Source organism: Streptomyces sp. SAS_281 (assembly GCF_052542855.1).
Map to the genome: position 1 here is coordinate 1 of NZ_JBMNDO010000102.1, position 19,324 is coordinate 19,324.

The 19,324-nt window shown below is 71.5% G+C and carries 15 protein-coding genes and 3 tRNA genes; 7 read left to right on the forward strand and 11 right to left on the reverse strand.

What is annotated here, in order from left to right; all coding sequences use genetic code 11:
• Positions 1-591 precede the first annotated feature (591 nt).
• Positions 592-2,481 carry a tyrosine-type recombinase/integrase gene (locus ACN6LM_RS29160; RefSeq protein ID WP_445068373.1) on the forward strand — a complete coding sequence of 630 codons (1,890 nt, stop codon included), beginning with the start codon at positions 592-594 and terminating at the stop codon, positions 2,479-2,481.
• A gap of 151 nt (positions 2,482-2,632) precedes the next feature.
• On the opposite strand, the gene ACN6LM_RS29165 is transcribed toward ACN6LM_RS29160, so the two are convergent.
• The 3 genes from ACN6LM_RS29165 to ACN6LM_RS29175 form a co-directional block, all read right to left on the reverse strand.
• A tRNA-Ile gene (locus ACN6LM_RS29165) sits at positions 2,633-2,706 on the reverse strand.
• A gap of 166 nt (positions 2,707-2,872) precedes the next feature.
• Positions 2,873-2,945, reverse strand: a tRNA-Asn gene (locus ACN6LM_RS29170).
• 5 nt (positions 2,946-2,950) lie between these two features.
• Positions 2,951-3,023: transfer RNA gene (locus tag ACN6LM_RS29175), tRNA-Asn, on the reverse strand.
• Positions 3,024-3,203: 180 nt separating this feature from the next.
• Here ACN6LM_RS29175 and ACN6LM_RS29180 point away from each other — a divergent pair.
• The 4 genes from ACN6LM_RS29180 to ACN6LM_RS29195 all read left to right on the forward strand — a co-directional run bounded on the left by ACN6LM_RS29180 (position 3,204) and on the right by ACN6LM_RS29195 (position 8,818).
• Positions 3,204-3,503, forward strand: a complete 300-nt coding sequence (locus ACN6LM_RS29180; RefSeq protein WP_445068392.1) for a YtxH domain-containing protein — start codon at positions 3,204-3,206, stop codon at positions 3,501-3,503.
• A 69-nt stretch (positions 3,504-3,572) separates the two neighbouring features.
• Positions 3,573-5,018, forward strand: a complete 1,446-nt coding sequence (locus tag ACN6LM_RS29185) for an FGGY family carbohydrate kinase (protein ID WP_445068374.1) — start codon at positions 3,573-3,575, stop codon at positions 5,016-5,018.
• Positions 5,019-5,153: 135 nt separating this feature from the next.
• A complete protein-coding gene (locus ACN6LM_RS29190) occupies positions 5,154-6,887 on the forward strand; it encodes an ABC transporter ATP-binding protein (RefSeq protein ID WP_445068375.1) in 1,734 nt (577 codons plus the stop codon).
• Complete coding sequence (locus tag ACN6LM_RS29195) at positions 6,887-8,818, forward strand: ABC transporter ATP-binding protein (RefSeq protein WP_445068376.1); 1,932 nt, start codon at positions 6,887-6,889, stop codon at positions 8,816-8,818. Before ACN6LM_RS29190 ends, ACN6LM_RS29195 begins: the two co-directional genes overlap by 1 nt.
• A gap of 46 nt (positions 8,819-8,864) precedes the next feature.
• Here ACN6LM_RS29195 and ACN6LM_RS29200 read toward each other — a convergent pair whose 3' ends face one another.
• From ACN6LM_RS29200 to ACN6LM_RS29225, 6 genes are all read right to left on the reverse strand, one after another.
• A complete protein-coding gene (locus ACN6LM_RS29200; RefSeq protein WP_445068377.1) occupies positions 8,865-9,908 on the reverse strand; it encodes an RNA polymerase sigma factor in 1,044 nt (347 codons plus the stop codon).
• A 180-nt stretch (positions 9,909-10,088) separates the two neighbouring features.
• Complete coding sequence (gene dnaG, locus ACN6LM_RS29205; RefSeq protein ID WP_445068378.1) at positions 10,089-11,996, reverse strand: DNA primase; 1,908 nt, start codon at positions 11,994-11,996, stop codon at positions 10,089-10,091.
• 105 nt (positions 11,997-12,101) lie between these two features.
• On the reverse strand, positions 12,102-13,361 hold the full coding sequence (locus ACN6LM_RS29210) for an NAD(P)/FAD-dependent oxidoreductase (RefSeq protein WP_445068379.1): 1,260 nt from the start codon (positions 13,359-13,361) through the stop codon (positions 12,102-12,104).
• An 89-nt stretch (positions 13,362-13,450) separates the two neighbouring features.
• Positions 13,451-14,773 carry a deoxyguanosinetriphosphate triphosphohydrolase gene (locus tag ACN6LM_RS29215; protein WP_445068380.1) on the reverse strand — a complete coding sequence of 441 codons (1,323 nt, stop codon included), beginning with the start codon at positions 14,771-14,773 and terminating at the stop codon, positions 13,451-13,453.
• Positions 14,774-14,809: 36 nt separating this feature from the next.
• Positions 14,810-15,607 (reverse strand): sirohydrochlorin chelatase, encoded by a 798-nt coding sequence (locus tag ACN6LM_RS29220; RefSeq protein ID WP_445068381.1) that lies wholly within the window; start codon positions 15,605-15,607, stop codon positions 14,810-14,812.
• 108 nt (positions 15,608-15,715) lie between these two features.
• Positions 15,716-16,519, reverse strand: a complete 804-nt coding sequence (locus ACN6LM_RS29225; protein WP_445068393.1) for a Cof-type HAD-IIB family hydrolase — start codon at positions 16,517-16,519, stop codon at positions 15,716-15,718.
• A 133-nt stretch (positions 16,520-16,652) separates the two neighbouring features.
• Between ACN6LM_RS29225 and ACN6LM_RS29230 the strand changes: the two genes are divergently transcribed.
• Positions 16,653-17,387, forward strand: a complete 735-nt coding sequence (locus tag ACN6LM_RS29230; protein WP_445068382.1) for a SanA/YdcF family protein — start codon at positions 16,653-16,655, stop codon at positions 17,385-17,387.
• Between the two features lie 7 nt (positions 17,388-17,394).
• On the opposite strand, the gene cutA is transcribed toward ACN6LM_RS29230, so the two are convergent.
• Together cutA and ACN6LM_RS29240 are read right to left on the reverse strand one after the other, a co-directional pair.
• Positions 17,395-17,736, reverse strand: coding sequence for a divalent-cation tolerance protein CutA (cutA, locus tag ACN6LM_RS29235; RefSeq protein ID WP_383303930.1), 342 nt, complete (start codon positions 17,734-17,736; stop codon positions 17,395-17,397).
• Positions 17,737-17,803: 67 nt separating this feature from the next.
• Positions 17,804-18,427, reverse strand: a complete 624-nt coding sequence (locus tag ACN6LM_RS29240; RefSeq protein WP_445068383.1) for an NADPH-dependent FMN reductase — start codon at positions 18,425-18,427, stop codon at positions 17,804-17,806.
• Between the two features lie 93 nt (positions 18,428-18,520).
• Here ACN6LM_RS29240 and ACN6LM_RS29245 point away from each other — a divergent pair, with 93 nt between their 5' ends.
• Positions 18,521-19,321, forward strand: a complete 801-nt coding sequence (locus ACN6LM_RS29245) for an aminotransferase class IV (protein WP_445068384.1) — start codon at positions 18,521-18,523, stop codon at positions 19,319-19,321.
• The last annotated feature ends 3 nt before the right edge of the window (positions 19,322-19,324 follow it).

A 19,324-nucleotide genomic window follows, 5' to 3' on the forward strand; every position in this document is an offset into this window, starting at 1 on the left:
GGGGCGGCGGCCCGGATACCCGCAGCCTCCGCCTCGCGCACACGCCGGTACGCCATGTCCTCAAAACCGTAGAGCCTTGGCATTCTCGACCCCTCTACCCGACCCCCTACATGTACTAATTTACCAGCGAGATAGGTAACAAGATTGGCAAACCAACGCACACCTCAGATCCTGCATATCTCGTGATTACGGACTCACCTCCGAGCGAGGCTCAACACCAAGCACCCGCCACAGTTCAGCTGTCGGAACGCGCACGGTGCTACCGAGGGGCAGCGTCCTGACGGGGAACGCGCCCGTCCTGATCAACTCGTACGCCTTGTCCCGGCCAATGCCCAGTGCACGTCCAGCTGTCGTCACATTGACCGTGGCTGGCAGAGCTCGCAGCTCCTCCAGCCCCATGGCTCCGGTTCCGCCCTCTTCATGAGCAGTCATGTCGTTGGTCGCCTGTCTCCCCCACGCCAACTGCAAAGCGACTTTACAACAGTGTCCGACAGCCCCAGCAAGATCGAAGGAGATCACGCCAGACACGTACGGATACGTACGACACCGAGGACTGGCTGTGAGCCAAGCAACAGACCAGCAGGGGGTCGGATGTTCGAGCCGAGTTACTACCGGCGATGCCAGTGCAAGGGACCACTCAAGGACAAAGACGGCAAACCTGCTCTCGACAACGACGGCAATCCGAAGATCGGCTCCATTGGCACCACGTGCCCCAAACTCGGCAAGGGACACGGCACCTGGGCCTTCTACTTCGAGGCCGAACCCGGCGAGGGCGGCAAGCGCGCCCGCGTCCGGCGCGGCGGCTTCACGAAGCTGGACGACGCCAAGACGAAGGCGAAGGAGCTGTACGACGCCGCCTCGGCCGGCACCGACGTGCTGTCCGACGAGAAGTGCGGAGACTTCTTCCTCCGGTGGATCAAGGCCAAGAAGTCCCTCGCCCGCACCACCCGCAAGGGCTACGAGGAACACATCGAGCTGTACCTCCTCCCCCACCTCGGGCACATCAAGCGCCGCGACCTGAAGGTGCGGCACCTCGACAAGCTCTTCGATGCCATCGAGAAGGAGAACAACGAGCGCATCCTTCACCGCCTCCGCGTCGATCAACTCCAGAAGGACCGCGACGCCGCGCACCAAGCCTGGGTGAAGACGGCGGGCTACGCCCAGCGGGAGGAGCGCCGCGTCGCCCGCCGAGCCTTCCTCGACGCGAACGCCGCTCTCCGCGAGGGGAAGAAGGGGCTGCGGAAGGTCACCTCCGCCGCGACCATGCACCGCATCAACGACACCATCAGCTCGGCGCTCTCCTGGGGAATCAAGCGCGAGCAGGCGTTCGCCAAGAACTGGTCCCACTTCGTGGAGCTGCCGCCGGTGACCCGGCCGAAGCCGCTCGTCTGGACGCCCGAGCGCATCGAGCACTGGAAGCGCACGGGCGAGAAGCCAGGCCCGGTCATGGTCTGGACGCCGCAGCTCACCGGCGAGTTCCTCGATTTCGTCATGGAGGACTGGTTCTACGAGCTGTGGCACTCGTTCATCTTCCTCGGCCCCCGCCGCGGCGAGATGGCCGCGCTGCCGTGGACCGAGGTGAGCATCGACGCCCTCTGGCTGCGGATCTCCCAGCAGATCGTGGAGGTCGCCTACAAGCTGTACGGCGAAGCGCCCAAGGCCGACAGCGTCCGCACCCTGTCCCTGAGCCTGGAGTCCGGCGACAACCTGACAGCCGTTCGCGCCAAGCAGGACCGGATGCGCCAGGAGTGGGGCACCGCGTACGTCGAGAGCGGCCGGGTGTGGACGCACGAGAACGGCGAGGAGCTGCACCCCGACTGGATATCGCGGCGCTTCGCCCGCCTGGTGGAGCTGTCCGGTCTGCCGCCGGTGCGCCTGCACGACCTGCGTCACCTCGCCGCCACCCTGGCCCTGCTCGCCGGTCACGACATCAAGGTGGTCCAGGAGAAGCTGGGGCACTCCTCGCGCCAAATCACCTCCGACACCTACACCAGCGTGCTGCCGGAGATGATGCGAGCCGAGGCCGAGTCGGTCATGGCCGTCGTCCCCCGTGACGTCCCCTTCGAAGTACGCACCCCGCTGGCGATCCCCGAACCGGCCTGGCAGAACGACATCGCCGTCTTCTTCGCCCACGGGGCGCGCCAGTCAGGTGACACCTGGGCCGTTGGGGCGCAGCAGCAGCCAGGCACCGACCTCCTCGGCATGATCGCCCTGTCCGGCCGGGGCCAGGACGACGCCGCCAACGCGGCGGTGAAGTGGATACGGGACCACTGCGCGGCGAACGAACTGGAGTTGGTCCGGGTGGAGAACTTCAACGCCCTCTACCCGGAGGAGCAGCGGTCCGACTTCTCACTCACGCGCTTCACGGTCGCCCGATCCGAGTCCCCGAGCGTGGACGGCTGGGCGCTGCCGACGGGTCTGCCTCCGGCAGCATCCCGCGCCTCCCGCAGGGCTCCGAACGGGCGGCGGAAGGCTGCGTGAGGGCGCTTCTGTCCACTGAATCGTCCCCGCGTCCACTACGTGTCCACTGGATCTTGGTCTGAACGAATGAACGGGTGGCACCACTCTGGAGTGGTGCCACCCGTTCTCGTGTTTCCGCAGGTAGAAACGGTTCTCCTGCACTAACTCTGAGTGGGGCAGGTGGGACTCGAACCCACGACCGACGGATTATGAGTCCGCTGCTCTAACCGGCTGAGCTACCGCCCCGTCTCGGCGTGGCGCGTACAAGTGTGCGCACCGTCTGCCGCAGCATAGCCGGTCATACGATCTCCCGCTGCGGCTGCCCGGCTGTTGATGACCATGAAGACGGCGCTGCTCGCCGCCCGGTTCCGGGCACACGAAAAAGGACCCCGAAGGGGCCCTCTTCCGATCGCTCCCCCGACTGGACTCGAACCAGTAACCCTCCGGTTAACAGCCGAATGCTCTGCCAATTGAGCTACAGGGGATCGCGCTCCCCCGACTGGACTCGAACCAGTAACCTGCCGGTTAACAGCCGGCTGCTCTGCCAATTGAGCTACAGGGGATTGCTGCGGCGCCTCGAACGTACCTGCCTGGCGGATGCCGGGCGGCGCGCGTTCGCTGCGACACATACATTAGCGCAAGCAGGGGGGTGCTTTGCCAATCGGTATCGGCCGGGGTGATCTCGGGCGTCTGCGGGTAGGCGGGCAGCACACGTCGCACGGAGCGAAGGAAGGGTGGCAGCCATGCGGTACCGGCTCACGTTCATCGCCGGAGTGGCCCTCGGATACGTGCTCGGCACGCGGGCCGGGCGCGAGCGTTACGAGCAGCTGAAGAAGTCCGCGCGCCAGTTCGCCCAGAACCCGGCCGTGCGCAACACCTGCGAGACGGCGGCCCAGAGCGGCCGTGAGTTCGCGGGGAAGGCGTACCACGCCGTGGGCGAGAAGGTCGGCGACAAGGTGCCGGCGTCCGTGACGGACCGGGTCCGGTCCATGCGGGGACGCGGGAACGGCGTCGAGGACGACTGGGGGACCACCAACACCTAGCCGGCCCCGCCGTCGGTTCTGCCGCGCCACCGGTACGGGAAACCTCCGGGGGTGCGGCAGAATCCTTGTATGGGCATAGTCGCCGGCTTGGACAGTTCTTCCGCGTTCACACACATCGTGGTCTGCGATACGGACACGGGCGCCGTACTGCGCGAGGGGTACGCCCCGCATCCCGTCGAGGCCAAGGCCACCGAGGCCGACCCGCAGGCGTGGCTGCTCTCCCTCGGTGAGGCCGCCACCGGCGGGCTGCTCGAAGGGGTGCAGGCCATCGGCGTCTCCGCGCAGCAGCACGGCCTCGTCCCCCTGGACCACCAGGGCAACCTCGTACGCCCGGCGCTGCTCGGCAACGACAAGCGCGCGCAGGCCGCCGCGGCCGACCTGATCGACGGGCTGGGCGGGCGGCAGGCGTGGGCCGAGGCGGTCGGCGCGGTGCCGCAGTCCGCGCAGCCGGTGGCGAAGCTGCGCTGGCTGGCGCGGTCCGAGCCGGAGCAGGCGCAGCGGGTGGCGGCGGTGCTCCAGCCGCACGACTGGCTGGTGTGGCAGCTGCTCGGGCGGCCGGCCCGGCGGACCACCGACCGGGGCGCCGCGTCCGGCACGGGTTACTGGTCGGCGGGGACCGAGTCCTACCGGCCGGACCTGGTGGAGCTGGCGCTCGGCCGTCAGGCGGCGCTGCCCGAGGTGCTGGGCCCGTCCGAGGCGGCCGGGATGACGCCGGAGGGGCTGCTGATCTCCGCGGGGACCGGCGAGACCATGGCGGCGGCCTTCGGCCTGGGCGTCGGCGTCGGGGACGCGGTCGTGTCGCTGGGGGCCTCGGGCTCCGTGATGGCGGTGCACCACGAGGCGCTGGCCGATCCGACCGGGATGATCACCTCGTTCGCCGACGCCACGGGCATGCACCTGCCGGTGGTGCACACGTCGAACGCGGTGCGCGCGCTGCGCGGGACCGCCGAGATGCTGGACGTGGAGGGGCTGGACGCCCTGTCCGCGCTGGCCCTGAAGTCGACGCCGGGCTCCTCGGGGCTCGTCCTCCTGCCGTATCTGGAGGGCGAGCGCACCCCGCAGCTGCCGCACACCGCCGGGACCCTGTGCGGGCTGCGGCGGGAGTCGATGAAGCCGGAGCACCTGGCGCGGGCCGCGTTCGAGGGGATGCTGTGCTCCCTCGCGGACGCGCTCGACGTGCTGCGGGGCCGGGGCGTGGAGGTGCGGCGGGTCTTCCTGCTGGGCGCGGCGGCCGAGCTGCCCGCGGTGCAGCAGCTGGCGCCCGCGCTGCTGGGCACGCAGGTGGTCGTGCCGGAGCCCGCCCAGTACGCGGCGCTGGGCGCGGCCCGGCAGGCGGCGTGGGCGCTCGGGGTCTCGCAGGGGGCGCTCGACGGGCGCACTCCCCCGGCCTGGCAGGGCGCGGCGGCCCAGGTGCTGGAGGCCGGCGAGGAGCTGGCCGTGGGGCAGGCGGTGCGCCAGCAGTACATCGCGACGCGGGACCAGATTCACCCGGGAGCGTTCGACTCGCCACGGTGAGTGCGGAGGGGCCGCGAAATTATGGACCGAGTCCGTTTTTTGACCTGGACTTGAATAAAAACGTTCGCGGTCCCGGCGAGCGGTGCCGGAAGATGGGTCGGCTCCCCCGACCTACGCCGACTCCGAGAGACACGCGTGCTCATAAAAATTCTGCGGGCCTATCTCGGTCCGTACAAGAAACCACTCGCGGTGCTGGTCGTCTTCCAGCTGCTCCAGACCTGCGCCACCCTCTACCTGCCGACCCTCAACGCCGACATCATCGACAACGGTGTCGTGCGGGGGGACACGGGCTACATCCTCCAGTACGGCGGCGTGATGATCGTCGTCAGCATCGCCCAGGTGGTCTGCAACATCGGGGCCGTCTACATCGGCGCCCGCACCGCGTCCGCGCTCGGGCGGGACGTGCGGGCGTCGGTCTTCGACCGGGTGCAGTCCTTCTCCTCGCGCGAGGTCGGGCGGTTCGGCGCCCCCTCGCTGATCACCCGTACGACCAATGACGTCCAGCAGATACAGATGCTGGTCCTGATGACGTTCACGCTGATGGTGTCGGCGCCGATCATGTGTGTCGGCGGCATCATCATGGCGCTGGGCCAGGACGTGCCGCTCTCGGCGGTACTGCTCGCGGTGGTGCCGGTCCTCGGGATCGCGGTCAGCCTGATCGTGCGGAAGATGCGCCCGCTGTTCCGCCAGATGCAGAAGCGGCTCGACACGGTGAACCGGGTGCTGCGCGAGCAGATCACCGGCAACCGCGTCATCCGCGCGTTCGTGCGCGACACGTACGAGGAGGGGCGTTTCCGGGGCGCCAACACCGAGCTGACGGACGTGGCGCTGTCGACGGGCCGGCTGATGGCCCTGATGTTCCCGACGGTGATGACCGTCGTGAACGTGTCGTCCATCGCCGTGGTCTGGTTCGGTGCGCACCGCATCGACAGCGGCGGGATGGAGATCGGTGCGCTGACCGCGTTCCTCGCCTATCTGATGCAGATCGTCATGTCGGTGATGATGGCGACCTTCATGTTCATGATGGTGCCGCGCGCCGAGGTGTGCGCGGAGCGCGTCCAGGAGGTCCTGGAGACCGAGTCCAGCGTCGTCCCGCCCGTCGAGCCGGTGCGCGAACTGCGCGCCCACGGGCACCTGGAGGTGCGCGGCGCGGACTTCCGCTACCCGGGCGCCGAGGAGCCGGTGCTGAGGGCGGTGGACCTGGTGGCGCGGCCGGGCGAGACGACCGCGATCATCGGGTCGACGGGCAGCGGGAAGTCGACGCTGCTCGGACTCGTACCCCGGCTGTTCGATGTGACGGACGGGCAGGTGCTGGTCGACGGGACGGACGTGCGGACGCTGGACCCGGCGCTGCTGGCGAAGACGGTGAGCCTGGTCCCGCAGAAGCCGTACCTGTTCTCCGGAACGGTCGCGACGAACCTGCGGTACGGGAATCCGGACGCGACCGACGAGGAGCTGTGGCACGCGCTGGAGGTGGCCCAGGCGAAGGACTTCGTCCAGGGCCTGGAGCACGGGCTCGACGCGCCGATCGCGCAGGGCGGCACCAATGTCTCCGGCGGTCAGCGCCAGCGGCTCTCGATCGCGCGGACGCTGGTGCAGCGCCCGGAGATCTACCTCTTCGACGACTCGTTCTCGGCGCTGGACTACGCGACCGACGCGGCGCTGCGCACGGCGCTCGGGCGGGAGACCGCCGAGGCGACCGTGGTGATCGTGGCCCAGCGGGTCTCCACCATCCGGGAGGCCGACCGGATCATCGTGCTGGACGAGGGGCGGGTCGTCGGGACCGGCACCCATCACGAGCTGATGGACGGCAATGACACGTACCGGGAGATCGTCCTCTCCCAGCTGACGGAAGCGGAGGCCGCGTAATGGCCGGGCCTGGCGGACGCATGATGGCGGGCGGGGCGCCGACCGAGCGGTCCATGGACTTCAAGGGGTCCTCGAAGCGGCTGCTGAGGCGCTTCGCCGTCGAGAAGAACACCCTGTACCTGATGCTGGTCGCGGTCGCGTTCAGCGTCGGGCTCTCCGTGGTCGGCCCGAAGATCCTCGGCAAGGCGACCGACCTGGTCTTCGCCGGGGTCATCGGCCGGTCCATGGACGCGGGGACGACCAAGGAACAGGCCGTCGAGGGTCTGCGCAGGAGCAACAGCGGCCTGGCCGACATGCTGTCCGGGGTGGACTTCACGCCGGGTCAGGGCATCGACTTCGGCGCGGTCGGCGACGTCCTGCTGATGGCGCTGGCGGTGTACGTCGGCGCGGGGCTGCTGATGCTGGTGTCGACGCGGCTGTCGATCCGGATCATCAACCGGGTCGTGTTCCAGCTGCGCGAGGACATCCAGACGAAGCTGTCGCGGCTGCCGCTCTCGTACTTCGACCGCGCCCAGCGCGGCGAGGTGCTGAGCCGGGCGACGAACGACATCGACAACATCTCGCAGACGATGCAGCAGACGATGGGCCAGCTCATCAACTCGCTGCTGACGATCATCGGCGTGCTGGTGATGATGTTCTGGATCTCGCCGCTGCTGGCGCTGGTCGCGCTGGTGACCGTGCCGCTGTCGGTGGTCGTGGCGACGAAGGTCGGCAAGCGCTCGCAGCCGCAGTTCGTGCAGCAGTGGAAGGTGACGGGAAAGCTCAACGCCCACATCGAGGAGATGTACACCGGGCACACCCTGGTGAAGGTCTTCGGCCGGCAGGAGGAGTCCGCGAGGGACTTCGCCGAGCAGAACGAGGCGCTGTACGAGGCCGGGTTCAAGGCGCAGTTCAACAGCGGGATCATGCAGCCGCTGATGATGTTCGTGTCGAACCTGAACTACGTGCTGATCGCCGTGGTCGGCGGGCTCCGGGTCGCGTCCGGCTCGCTGTCGATCGGTGACGTGCAGGCGTTCATCCAGTACTCGCGGCAGTTCTCGATGCCGCTGACCCAGGTCGCCTCGATGGCCAACCTGGTGCAGTCCGGTGTGGCGTCGGCGGAGCGCATCTTCGAACTGCTGGACGCCGAGGAGCAGGAGGCCGATCCGGCGAAGGGCGAGGGCGAGCACCCCGGCGTCCTGCGCGGCAGCGTCGCGCTGGAGCACGTGTCGTTCCGCTACGACCCGGAGAAGCCGCTCATCGAGGACCTGTCGCTGAACGTCGAACCGGGCCACACGGTCGCGATCGTCGGCCCGACGGGCGCCGGCAAGACGACGCTGGTCAACCTGCTGATGCGGTTCTACGAGGTGACGGGCGGCCGGATCACGCTGGACGGGGTGGACATCGCGAAGATGTCCCGGGCGGACCTGCGCTCGGGCATCGGCATGGTCCTCCAGGACACCTGGCTGTTCGGCGGGACCATCGCGGAGAACATCGCCTACGGGGCCTCCGGCGACATCGGCCGGGAGCGGATCGAGGAAGCGGCGCGGGCGGCCCACGCCGACCGCTTCATCCGGACCCTGCCGAACGGTTACGACACGGTGATCGACGACGAGGGCTCCGGCGTCAGCGCGGGCGAGAAGCAGCTGATCACGATCGCCCGGGCGTTCCTGTCCGACCCGGTGATACTCGTGCTGGACGAGGCGACCAGCTCCGTGGACACCCGGACCGAGGTGCTGATCCAGAAGGCGATGGCGGGCCTGGCGCACGGCCGTACCAGCTTCGTGATCGCGCACCGGCTCTCCACCATCCGGGACGCCGACGTCATCCTGGTCATGGAGAACGGCTCGATCGTGGAGCAGGGCACGCACGGCGAACTGCTGGACGCGAAGGGCGCCTACGCCCGGCTGTACGCGGCGCAGTTCGCCCAGGCGGTCGCCGAGGTCGACTGAGCGGTACGGCCGCTCCGCGGCTGCCTCGGGTGTACGCGCCTGCGCGTCAGTCGAGGTAGCCGCGGAGCTGGTCGGCGGAGGCGTGGTCGCGGAGTCTGTTGAGGGTCCTGGACTCGATCTGGCGGATGCGCTCACGGGTCACGCCGAAGAGGCGGCCGATCTCCTCCAGGGTGCGGGGCCGTCCGTCGGCCAGCCCGTAGCGCAGCTGGACCACCTCGCGTTCGCGCTCGCCCAGGGTGGAGAGCACGTCCTCCAGGTGCCGGCGCAGCAGCAGGAAGGCGGCTGACTCCACGGGGGACGCGGCGTCGCCGTCCTCGATGAGGTCGCCGAGCGAGACGTCCTCCTCGTCGCCGACCGGGGCGTGCAGCGAGATGGGCTCCTGAGCCAGGCGCAGGACCTCGCCGACCCGTTCGGGCGTCAGGTCGAGGTGGGCGGCGACCTCCTCGGGCGCGGGCTCGTAGCCGCGTTCCTGGAGCATGCGGCGCTGGACCCGGACGACGCGGTTGATCAGCTCGACGACGTGGACCGGGACCCTTATCGTCCGGGCCTGGTCGGCGAGGGCGCGGGACATGGCCTGCCGGATCCACCAGGTCGCGTACGTGGAGAACTTGTAGCCGCGCGCGTAGTCGAACTTCTCGACGGCGCGGATCAGCCCGAGGTTCCCCTCCTGCACGAGGTCGAGCATGGTCAGGCCGCGGCCCACGTAGCGCTTGGCGACGGACACGACGAGGCGCAGGTTGGCCTCGATGAGGCGGCGCTTGGCCGTACGGCCCATGACGACGAGCCGGTCCAGGTCGACGGCGAGGCGGGTGTCGGGGTCCGGGGTGCGGGCGAGGCGTTCCTCGGCGAACAGGCCGGCCTCGATGCGCCGGGCGAGCTCCACCTCGTCGGCTGCGGTGAGCAGCGGGATGCGCCCGATCTCGCGCAGGTACTGGCGGAACAGGTCCGAGGTGGGCCCGGCCTCCGGTCTGCCGCGCGGCTCCGGGGACTCGTCGGGCTCCTCCATGACCACGTCGGGGTGGTTCGCGGCCCGCGCCTGTACGGGGATGGCCGGGGCGCGCTCGGCTTCGGTGACGGTCCGGGTCTGCACGGGGGCGACCTCCAGGTGATCGCTGCCGGACCGCGGGGGTGGGGCCGCGCTCCGATGACTCAGGGCACCGCCATCCAGTGTGGGGTACGACACACAGCCGCCACGAGGGGCGTGCGGTGACTTTCTGAGTCCGTTCGGTGACGGCCCGGTCAGGGCCTGTCGTCCGGGTCGGGCCCTGCGTCAGAGGGCGTCGGCACCGTGGTTGCGCAGGGTCTGGGCGTACTGCTGGAGGACCCAGACCTCGTTCTGCGCGGCGGCGAGGTGGTCGGGGGCCACGTTGCTGCCGAGCCGGGCCAGGCTGCTCTGGACATCGAGGATCCTGCGGTCGACGGCGCGCAGGCGGACCTTGACCAGGTGCTCACCGGCGTAGGCCTCGTCGATGGACTTGCCGTGGAAGACCTCGACCGCGAGCTCGGTGACCAGCTTGCGGACGGCTTCGTTGGGCGTGGCGTCGAGGACCCGGACGAGATATTCGCGGCTGTCGGCGAGGCCCTGTTCGGCGCCGCCCGCCTCTTCGATGCACTGGCGCACGGCGGTGTAGGGGGGTGCCGTGAACTCGTCGGCCCCGTAGGCGTCGAAGGCGGGCGCGACCAGCTCGGGGCGCTGGAGGGCGAGCTTGAGCAGTTCGCGCTCGGTGCGGTGGGCGGGGCTGCGGAGGTTGAGCGCCGGGCCCGAGGGGACGGCCGGTGCCTGGACCTGCTGGTGGCGGGCGCCACCGCGGGCGGCGGGGGCGGGTCCGCGCCGGTCGCCGCCCCGGCCGCGGGCCCACTGGGCCAGCTGGTTGATCCGGTGGACGACGTACTCCTGGTCCAGGATGCCGATGAAGCCGGCCAGCTGGACGGCGACCTCGCGCTGGACGCTGCCCGTCTTGATCTTGGCGACGACGGGGGCGGCCTCGTCCAGCGCGGCGGCGCGGCCGGCCGGGGTCTCCAGGTCGTACCGCCCGACGATCTGCCGCAGCGCGAACTCGAAGAGCGGCGTGCGCGGTTCGACCAGGTCGCGGACGGCGTCGTCGCCCTTGACCAGGCGCAGGTCGCACGGGTCCATGTTGTCCGGGGCGATGGCGATGTACGTCTCGGCGGCGAACTTCTGGTCGTCCTCGAAGGCGCGCAGGGCGGCCTTCTGCCCGGCCGCGTCGCCGTCGAAGGTGAAGATCACGCGGGCGCTGCCGTTGTCCATGAGGAGGCGGCGGAGGATCTTGATGTGGTCGCCGCCGAAGGCGGTGCCGCAGGTGGCGATGGCGGTGGTGACCCCGGCGAGGTGGCAGGCCATCACGTCGGTGTAGCCCTCGACCACGACGGCCCGGCTGGACTTGGCGATGTCCTTCTTGGCCAGGTCGATGCCGTACAGCACCTGGGACTTCTTGTAGATCGGGGTCTCGGGGGTGTTGAGGTACTTCGGGCCGTTGTCGTCGTCGCGGAGCTTGCGGGCGCCGAAGCCGACGACGTCCCCCGCGGTGTCGCGGATCGGCCACATCAGGCGGCCCCGGAAGCGGTCGATGGGACCGCGCCTGCCGTCCTGGGAGAGGCCGGAGGTGATCAGCTCCTTGTCGCTGAACCCCTTGCCGCGCAGGAAGCGGGTGAGGTGGTCCCAGCCGGCCGGGCTGTAACCGACGCCGAAGTGGGCGGCCGCGGCCTGGTCGAAGCCGCGGTCCGCGAGGAACGCGCGGCCGATCTCGGCCTCGGGGCCGTTCAGCTGGTCCACGTAGAACTGGGCGGCCGCCTTGTGCGCCTCGACCAGCCTGATCCGCTCGCCGCGCTGGTGGGAGGGGTTGTAGCCGCCCTCCTCGTAGCGCAGGGTGATGCCGGCCTTGGCGGCGAGCCGCTCGACCACCTCCGCGAAGGTCAGGTGGTCGATCTTCTGCACGAAGGCGATCGTGTCGCCGCCCTCCTGGCAGCCGAAGCAGTGGAAGAGACCCTTGCTCGGACTGACCTGGAAGGAGGGGGACTTCTCGTCGTGGAAGGGGCAGAGGCCCTTGAGGTTGCCCCCGCCCGCGTTGCGCAGCTGGAGGTACTCGGAAACGACGGCGTCGATCGGGACCGCGTCCCGGACCGCCTTCACATCGTCGTCATTGATCCTGCCTGCCACGCCTTGAAGTCTACGGGTGGGCTCGGACAGGAACGGCCGGGGCAGGGTCCGTCCCGGGCCGGTGCGGAGGTGGGAGCGGGATCCCGCGCGCCGGCCCGGGGCCGCTCAGACCAGGGTTTCCAGAGGCACCGAGGGGTCGGCCAGGGCGTCCGGGTCGACGGGGCGGCCGGCCCGGATCAGCTTCTGCACGTGCTCCGTGACGTCCCACACGTTGACGTTCATCCCGGCGAGCACGGTGCGGTCCTTCAGCCAGAACGCGATGAACTGGCGTTTGCCCGCGTCGCCCCGGATGACCACCTGGTCGTAGCTGCCGGGCGGGGCCCAGCCGGAGTACTCCAGGCCCAGGTCGTACTGGTCGGAGAAGAAGTAGGGCACCCGGTCGTAGGCGACGTCCTGGCCGAGCATGGCGCGGGCCGCGGCCGGGCCGCCGTGGAGCGCGTTGGCCCAGTGCTCGACCCGCAGCCGGGTCCCGAGCAGCGGATGGGCGGCGCTCGCGACGTCACCGGCGGCGTAGACGTGCGGGTCGCTGGTGCGCAGCGAGGCGTCGACGGCGATGCCGCCGCCCGCTTCGCGCGGGGCGATCTCCAGGCCGGCGGCCTCGGCGAGCGCGGTGCGGGGGGCGGCGCCGATGGCGGCGAGGACGTCGTGGGCGGGGTGCTCCTCGCCGTCGTCGGTGCGTACGGCGAGGACCATGCCGTCCTGGCCGACGATCTCGGTGAGCCGGCCGCCGAAGTGGAAGCGGACGCCGTGGTCGCTGTGGAGCTCGGTGAAGATCTGGCCGACCTCCGGTCCGACGACCCGGAGCAGCGGGGTTGCCTCCGGTTCGACCACGGTGACCTCGGCGCCGTAGCCGCGGGCGGCCGCCGCGACCTCCAGGCCGATCCAGCCGGCCCCGGCGATGACCAGGTGGCCGTTGTCGCGGCCGAGGGCGGCGAGGACGTTGCGCAGCCGGTCGGCGTGGGCGAGGCGGCGCAGGTGGTGGACGCCGGCCAGGTCCGTGCCGGGGACGTCGAGGCGGCGGGGTTCGGCGCCGGTGGCGAGGAGCAGCTTGTCGTAGTGGATGACCGTGCCGTCGCCCGTCTCCACGGTGCGCGCCCCGCGGTTCAGGGCGGTGACGGACTGGCCGAGGTGGAGCTCGATCTCCGCGCCCGCGTACCAGGCGGTCTCGTGGACGAAGACGCTGTCGCGGTCCTCCTTCCCGGTCAGGTAGCCCTTGGACAGGGGCGGGCGTTCGTACGGATGGTCGCGCTCGTCGCCGATCAGGATGACCCGGCCGCTGAACCCCTCCGACCGGAGCGTCTGGGCTGCCTTCGCCCCGGCCAGCCCTCCGCCGACGATGACGAACGTCCGATGTGCGTCGACCACGTGATGCCTCCTCGGTGCTTGCTGCGCGGCGCCAACTGCGAGCGTCCCGCACGCAGCGTAGTGGGGGAAGGGGGTGTGGCCCGATCAGGTCACTCCCGGTGGCGGGCGCCCCCTCGGGTGAGATGGGCGTGCAGGGCGCGGGCGGAGGCGTCGGTGAGGGCGGCGATCTGGTCGACGAGGACCCGCTTGCGGGCGCGGTCGTCGGGCGCCGCCTCGTACAGCGCGCGCAGCTGCGGTTCGAGCCCTTCCGGGGCGCGGGCGGTGAGCGCGGCGGCCAGCTCGGCGATGACGACGCGCTGGTCGGCGCGGATCTCCTCCTGCTCGGCGCGCTGCATCACGTAGCGGTCGGCGATGGCCTTGAGCACCGCGCACTCGTTGCGGGTGGCGCGCGGGACGACCAGCTCGGCGGCGTAACGGGTGAGGCGTCCGGTGCCGTGGGCCTGTCGGGTGGCGGTCTCGGCGGCGAGGCAGAAGCGGCCGATGAGCTGGCTGGTGGCGTCCTTCAGCCGGGCCTGGGCGACGGCGGAGCCGTCGTAGCCGTGCGGCCACCACTCCTGGGCGATGAGCCGGTCGAGCGCCTCGGCCAGCTCCTGCGGGTCGGTGTCGGCGGGGACGTAGCGGCCGACGGCGACGGCCCAGATGTCCCGGCGCTCCGGCTCGGCCTCCAGGCAGTTGGGGTCGATGTGCCCGGCGTGCAGCCCGTCCTCGAAGTCGTGCACGGAGTACGCCACGTCGTCGGACCAGTCCATGACCTGGGCCTCGAAGCACTTGCGGTGGCGCGGGGCGCCCCGGCGGAACCACTGGAAGACCGGCAGGTCGTCCTCGTAGACCCCGAATTTGGGCGAGCCGGGGTCGGTGGGGTGGGCGTCCCGGGGCCAGGGGTACTTGGTGGCGGCGTCGAGGGCGGCGCGGGTGAGGTTGAGGCCGACGCTGGCCAGGTCGCCGGTGCGGGTATCGGGGACGAAGCGCTTGGGTTCGAGGCGGGTGAGCAGCCGCAGCGACTGGGCGTTGCCCTCGAAGCCGCCGCAGTCGGAGGCGAAGTCGTTGAGCGCCTGTTCGCCGTTGTGGCCGAAAGGCGGGTGTCCCATGTCGTGGGAGAGGCAGGCCGCCTCCACCAGATCGGGGTCGCAGCCGAGGGCGGCGCCCAGCTCGCGGCCGACCTGGGCGCACTCCAGGGAGTGGGTGAGCCGGGTGCGCGGGCTGGCGTCCCAGGCGGGGCCGCGGGTGCCGGGCGTGACGACCTGGGTCTTCCCGGCGAGCCTGCGCAGCGCCGCGGAGTGCAGCACGCGGGCGCGGTCGCGCTGGAAGGCGGTGCGGCCGGGCCGTTTGTCCGGCTCGGGGTCCCAGCGCTCGGCGTCGGCGGGGCCGTAGGGCGCCGTACCGGGGTGCTGTGTGCCGTCCGTGCCGTTCATGGGTCCGACAGTAATCCGCCGCACCGACAGGACGGGTCAGGCGGAGGCCGGGAAACGTGTGTTCATGGGTATGTCGTACGCGGCGGCTCCGGCCGCGCGCGCCTGGTCGTAGCGGTGCAGGAGCAGCCGGGCCAGCGCCGGGTGGGCGCCGAGCGGGGCGGCGGCGATCCAGGGCGCGTGGGCGGCGGCGGCCGAGGCGAAGCGGCCGGGCGCGGTGAAGTACGAGGCGACGGCGATCCTGCGGTGGCCCCGGGCGGCGAGCGCGCGCACGGCGGCGGGCACGGTGGGCGAGGCGGCGGAGGCGTAGGCGGCCACGACGGGGACGCCGCCGAGCCGTTCCCCGAGGAGCCGCGCGGTGTGCCGGGTGTCGGCGGCCGATTCGGGGTCGCGCGACCCGGCGGCGGCGAGGACGACGGCACTGTCGCGGTTCCCCCGGTCCGAAGCCTGCCAGCCGGCCTCGGCGAGCCGGTCGTGCAACACCTCCACCAGCAGCGGGTGCGGCCCGAGCGGTGCGGCGACCCGGGCCCGGAGAGCGGGGGCGGCGGCGACCGACGCGGGGATGTCGTGCTTGACGTGGTGCCCGCGCCCGAGCAGCAGCGGTACGAGGACGGCCTCGCCGGTGCCGAGGGCGTGCAGGGCGTCCGGAAGGAGCGGCGCGTTGAGCTCTATGTGGCCGAGGCGGACGTCGAGCCCGGGGCGCAGTTCGCGGACCCGGTCCAGGAGCGCGGCCACGGTGCGCGGGGTGCGGGGGTCCCGGCTGCCGTGGGCTACGGCGACCAGGGCCGGGGCGGCGGACGCCGGGGGGTGCGCGGGGAGGTGCCGGATGCGGTGCATGGGGTGATGGTGGCGGACGCACGTTGCCGGGGCGTTGCATGTCCGTCACGGGCGTTTTCCGTCGCCTCACGGGGAAGCGCGGCGACGGCCGGGAGACTTGGCGCTCCCTCAGCCCCTCCCCCGTACCGCGAACAGGCGCTCGATGACCTGGGCCACCCCGTCCTCCTCGTTGGTCCGGGCGTGAGCCGGTACGGCGGCCAGCACCGCCGGGTGGGCGTTGGCCATGGCGTAGCCCGTACCGGCCCAGGCGAGGACGGTGAGGTCGTTGGGCATGTCGCCGAACGCGATGACGTCCGCCGCGTCGATGCCCCGTTCCGCGCAGAGCACCGCGAGCGCGCCGGCCTTGGTGACGCCGGGCGCGCTGATCTCCAGCAGCCCGCGCCCGCCGGAGTGGGTCAGCTGGACGGTGTCGCCGGCCCCCTGGCGGGCGGCGGCGAGCAGGGTGTCCGCGTCGAGCTGTTCCGACCAGGCGAGCAGCTTGGTGACGGGGGCGTCGGTGAGCCACAGCTCGGCGAGGGAGGCCACCGGGAGCTCGGCGCCCTCGTCCTCGGACAGGCGCAGCCGGTAGGCGGGTTCGTAGAAGACCTGGTTGCCGGTCTCCAGGGCGAAGCCGACGCCGGGGACGGCTGCGGCGAGCGCGGTGGCGACCTGCCGGGCCACGGTCAGGGGCAGCGCCTGGGAGGAGACGACGCTGCGGCTCGCCATGTCGTAGACGAGGGCGCCGTTGCTGCACACCGCCGTGCCCACGAGGCCGGTGGCCTCGGCCAGCCGGTCCACGAAGCGCGGCGGCCGGGCGGTCACGATGACGATCTCCGCCCCGGCCTCCTCGGCGGTGCGCAGGGCGCGCAGGGTGCGGGGCGAGAGCGAGCCGTCACCGCGCAGCAGGGTGCCGTCGAGATCGGAGGCGATCAACCGTGGAAGCGACATCGCCCGATCGTACGCGGACCGCCCGGGCCGGGCCGAGAACCCTTTCGGCCGCCGGATCGTCCCGTAGGAGAGGGGCGGTCGGACCCCGGAGGCAGGGGGCGGACGAGTGGGGGCACGGATGTGGCGGACGCCGGGGGGCGAACGGGTGCGGGGCGCCGGGCTGCGGGGGGCCGCCCGCCGGCTGCGGCCCCGGCTGCCGAGGACCCGTCGGGGGCGGCGGCGGGCCGTGCAGGGGCTGATGGCCGCGTGTGTGCTGGCCCTGGCGCCGGCGGCCTGGCTGCATGGGGTGGCCGATGCCCGGATCAGGACCGTCGAGGACGTGCCCGCCCGGGAGGTCGCGGTGGTGTTCGGGGCGGGGCTGTGGGACGGGAAGCCGTCCCCGTACCTCGCGAACCGGCTGCGGACGGCCGCCGCGCTCTACCGGGACGGCAAGGTGAAGGTCGTCCTGGTGACCGGGGACAACAGCCGCGCGGAGTACGACGAGCCGGACGCGATGCGGGCGTTCCTGGTCGGGAAGGGCGTGCCGGACGACCGGATCGTCAGCGACTTCGCGGGGTTCGACACCTGGGACTCGTGCGTGCGGGCGAAGAGGATCTTCGGCGTCGACCGGGCGGTGCTGGTGAGCCAGGGCTTCCACATCCGCCGGGCCATCGCGCTGTGCCGGGCGGCGGGGATCGACGCGTACGGGGTCGGGGTCGACGCGAAGCACGACGTCACCTGGTACTACGGCGGGACGCGGGAGGTGTTCGCGGCGGGCAAGGCAGCGCTCGACGCCCTGTTCGAGCCGGACCCGCACTTCCTGGGCCCCCGGGAGCGGGGCGTGGACGACGCGCTGGCGGCGGCCTCCCGCTGACGGGGGCTCAGACCGAGGTGACCGGGGCCGTCTCGGCGGAGACCCAGCCCAGGTAGCGGGCGCTGCCCCGGAGGACCGGCAGGGCGATGATCTCCGGGGTGTCGTAGTCGTGCGCCTCCTGGAGGTGGGCCTCCAGCTCCTCGTACCGCTCGGCCGTCGTCTTGCAGAACAGCTGCCACTCCTCGGTGGCCTCGATGGCGTTCTGCCAGCGGTAGACGGAGGTGACGGGCGCGGAGATCTGCACGCACGCGGCGAGCCGCGCCTCGACCACTCCGCGCGCCAGCGCCCTGGCCTTCTCCTCGCTGTCCGTCGTGGTCAGTACGGTCAGCCATGCCGGCGTCGTCGTCACTTCGGCCTCTCCTCGCGGTGATGGGCGGTCCCCCACCGATTGTGGGGTCCCGCCCCCCGCCGCGCCATCAGCCGCCGTACGGGTGGGCCCTCTTCGCGTCCCGCAGGGCGCGGCCCCACCAGACGAGCTGGTCGAGCAGCGTCTTCACGGCGGCGTCCGCGCCGGCCGGGTCGCGGTGCCTGCCCTCGTCGTCGAACTGGGCGCCCGCGTTGTGGAAGGAGACGGTGTCGCGGATCGACACGGAGTGCAGCTCGGCGAAGACCTGGCGCAGGTGCTCGACCGCGCGCAGTCCGCCGGAGACCCCGCCGTAGGAGACGAACGCGACGGGCTTGGCCTGCCACTCGTCGCGGTGCCAGTCGATGAGGTTCTTCAGGGGCGCCGGGTAGGAGTGGTTGTACTCGGGGGTGACGACGACGAAGGCGTCCGCCTCGGCCAGCCTGGCCGAGACCCCGGCCAGCACCTCCCTGACCCGGGGCTCCGGACGGTAGGAGAGGGCGGTCGGCAGGTCGAGGCCGGCGACGTCGAGCACGTCCGTCCCGATCGCGGGATGGGCGTCGGCGTGGGCGAGGAACCAGTCGGCGATGACGGGGGCGAAACGGCCCTCGCGGTTGCTGGAAAGAATGACGGCCACCTTCAGGGGGGCGCTCCCGGACAGGGTGGTGGCGGTGGATTCCGCGGTGTTGAGGTCCATGACGAAGACGTTCGTACATCAACCATGGTTGAGGTCAAACGCGGACCGGAACGGACCTCCCGCCGGGTGGTGGCGGCCGCCTACCGTGGCCGCATGACGACTCCAGCAGCGGCGGCCCTCCCGTACGCCGAATTCGACGGCCGGCCCGCCACCGAGGACGATCTGCGCCGGGCGCTCTTCTTCACCTACGGCCACTTCACGGCGATGCAGGTGCGTGCGGGCCGGGTGCGCGGCCTGGATCTGCACCTGGCCCGGCTGGACGCGGCCAACCGCGAGCTGTTCGGACTCCCCCTGGACGGGGGCCTGGTGCGCCGGCTGGTCCGGCACGCGTGGGAGGGCGCGGGCATGGCGGACGCCTCGGTGCGGGTGCACGCGTACCTGCCGCCGGGGAGCGCCGCGACGACCGTCATGGTGACGGTACGGGAGCCGGGCGGGATGCCCCCGGGGCCCAGGGCCCTGATGTCCGTCCCGTTCGCCCGGACCGCCGCGCACCTCAAGCGGCCCGGCGAGTTCGGCCCCACCTACTACGCGGACCAAGCCCGGCGCGCCGGCTTCGACGACGCGCTGCTGACCCTGCCCGACGGCTCGGTGACCGAGGGCGCGTTCACCAACATCGGGTTCTGGGACGGCACCGCGATCACCTGGCCGCAGGCCCCGGCCCTGTCCGGTGTGACCATGGGCGTCCTGGAACGCCGGCTTCCGGGCGCGGGCCTGGAGTCGTCGCGCCAGGCCGTGACCCTGGACGGCCTCGGGGCGTTCCGGTCGGCGTTCCTCGTCAACTCGCTGGGCATGGCCCCCGTCGCCCGGATCGACGACACCGCGTTCACGGTCGACGCCGAGCTGATGGAACGGCTGGCGGCGGCGTACGACGGCGCGCCGGACGAGGCGGTCTGACCC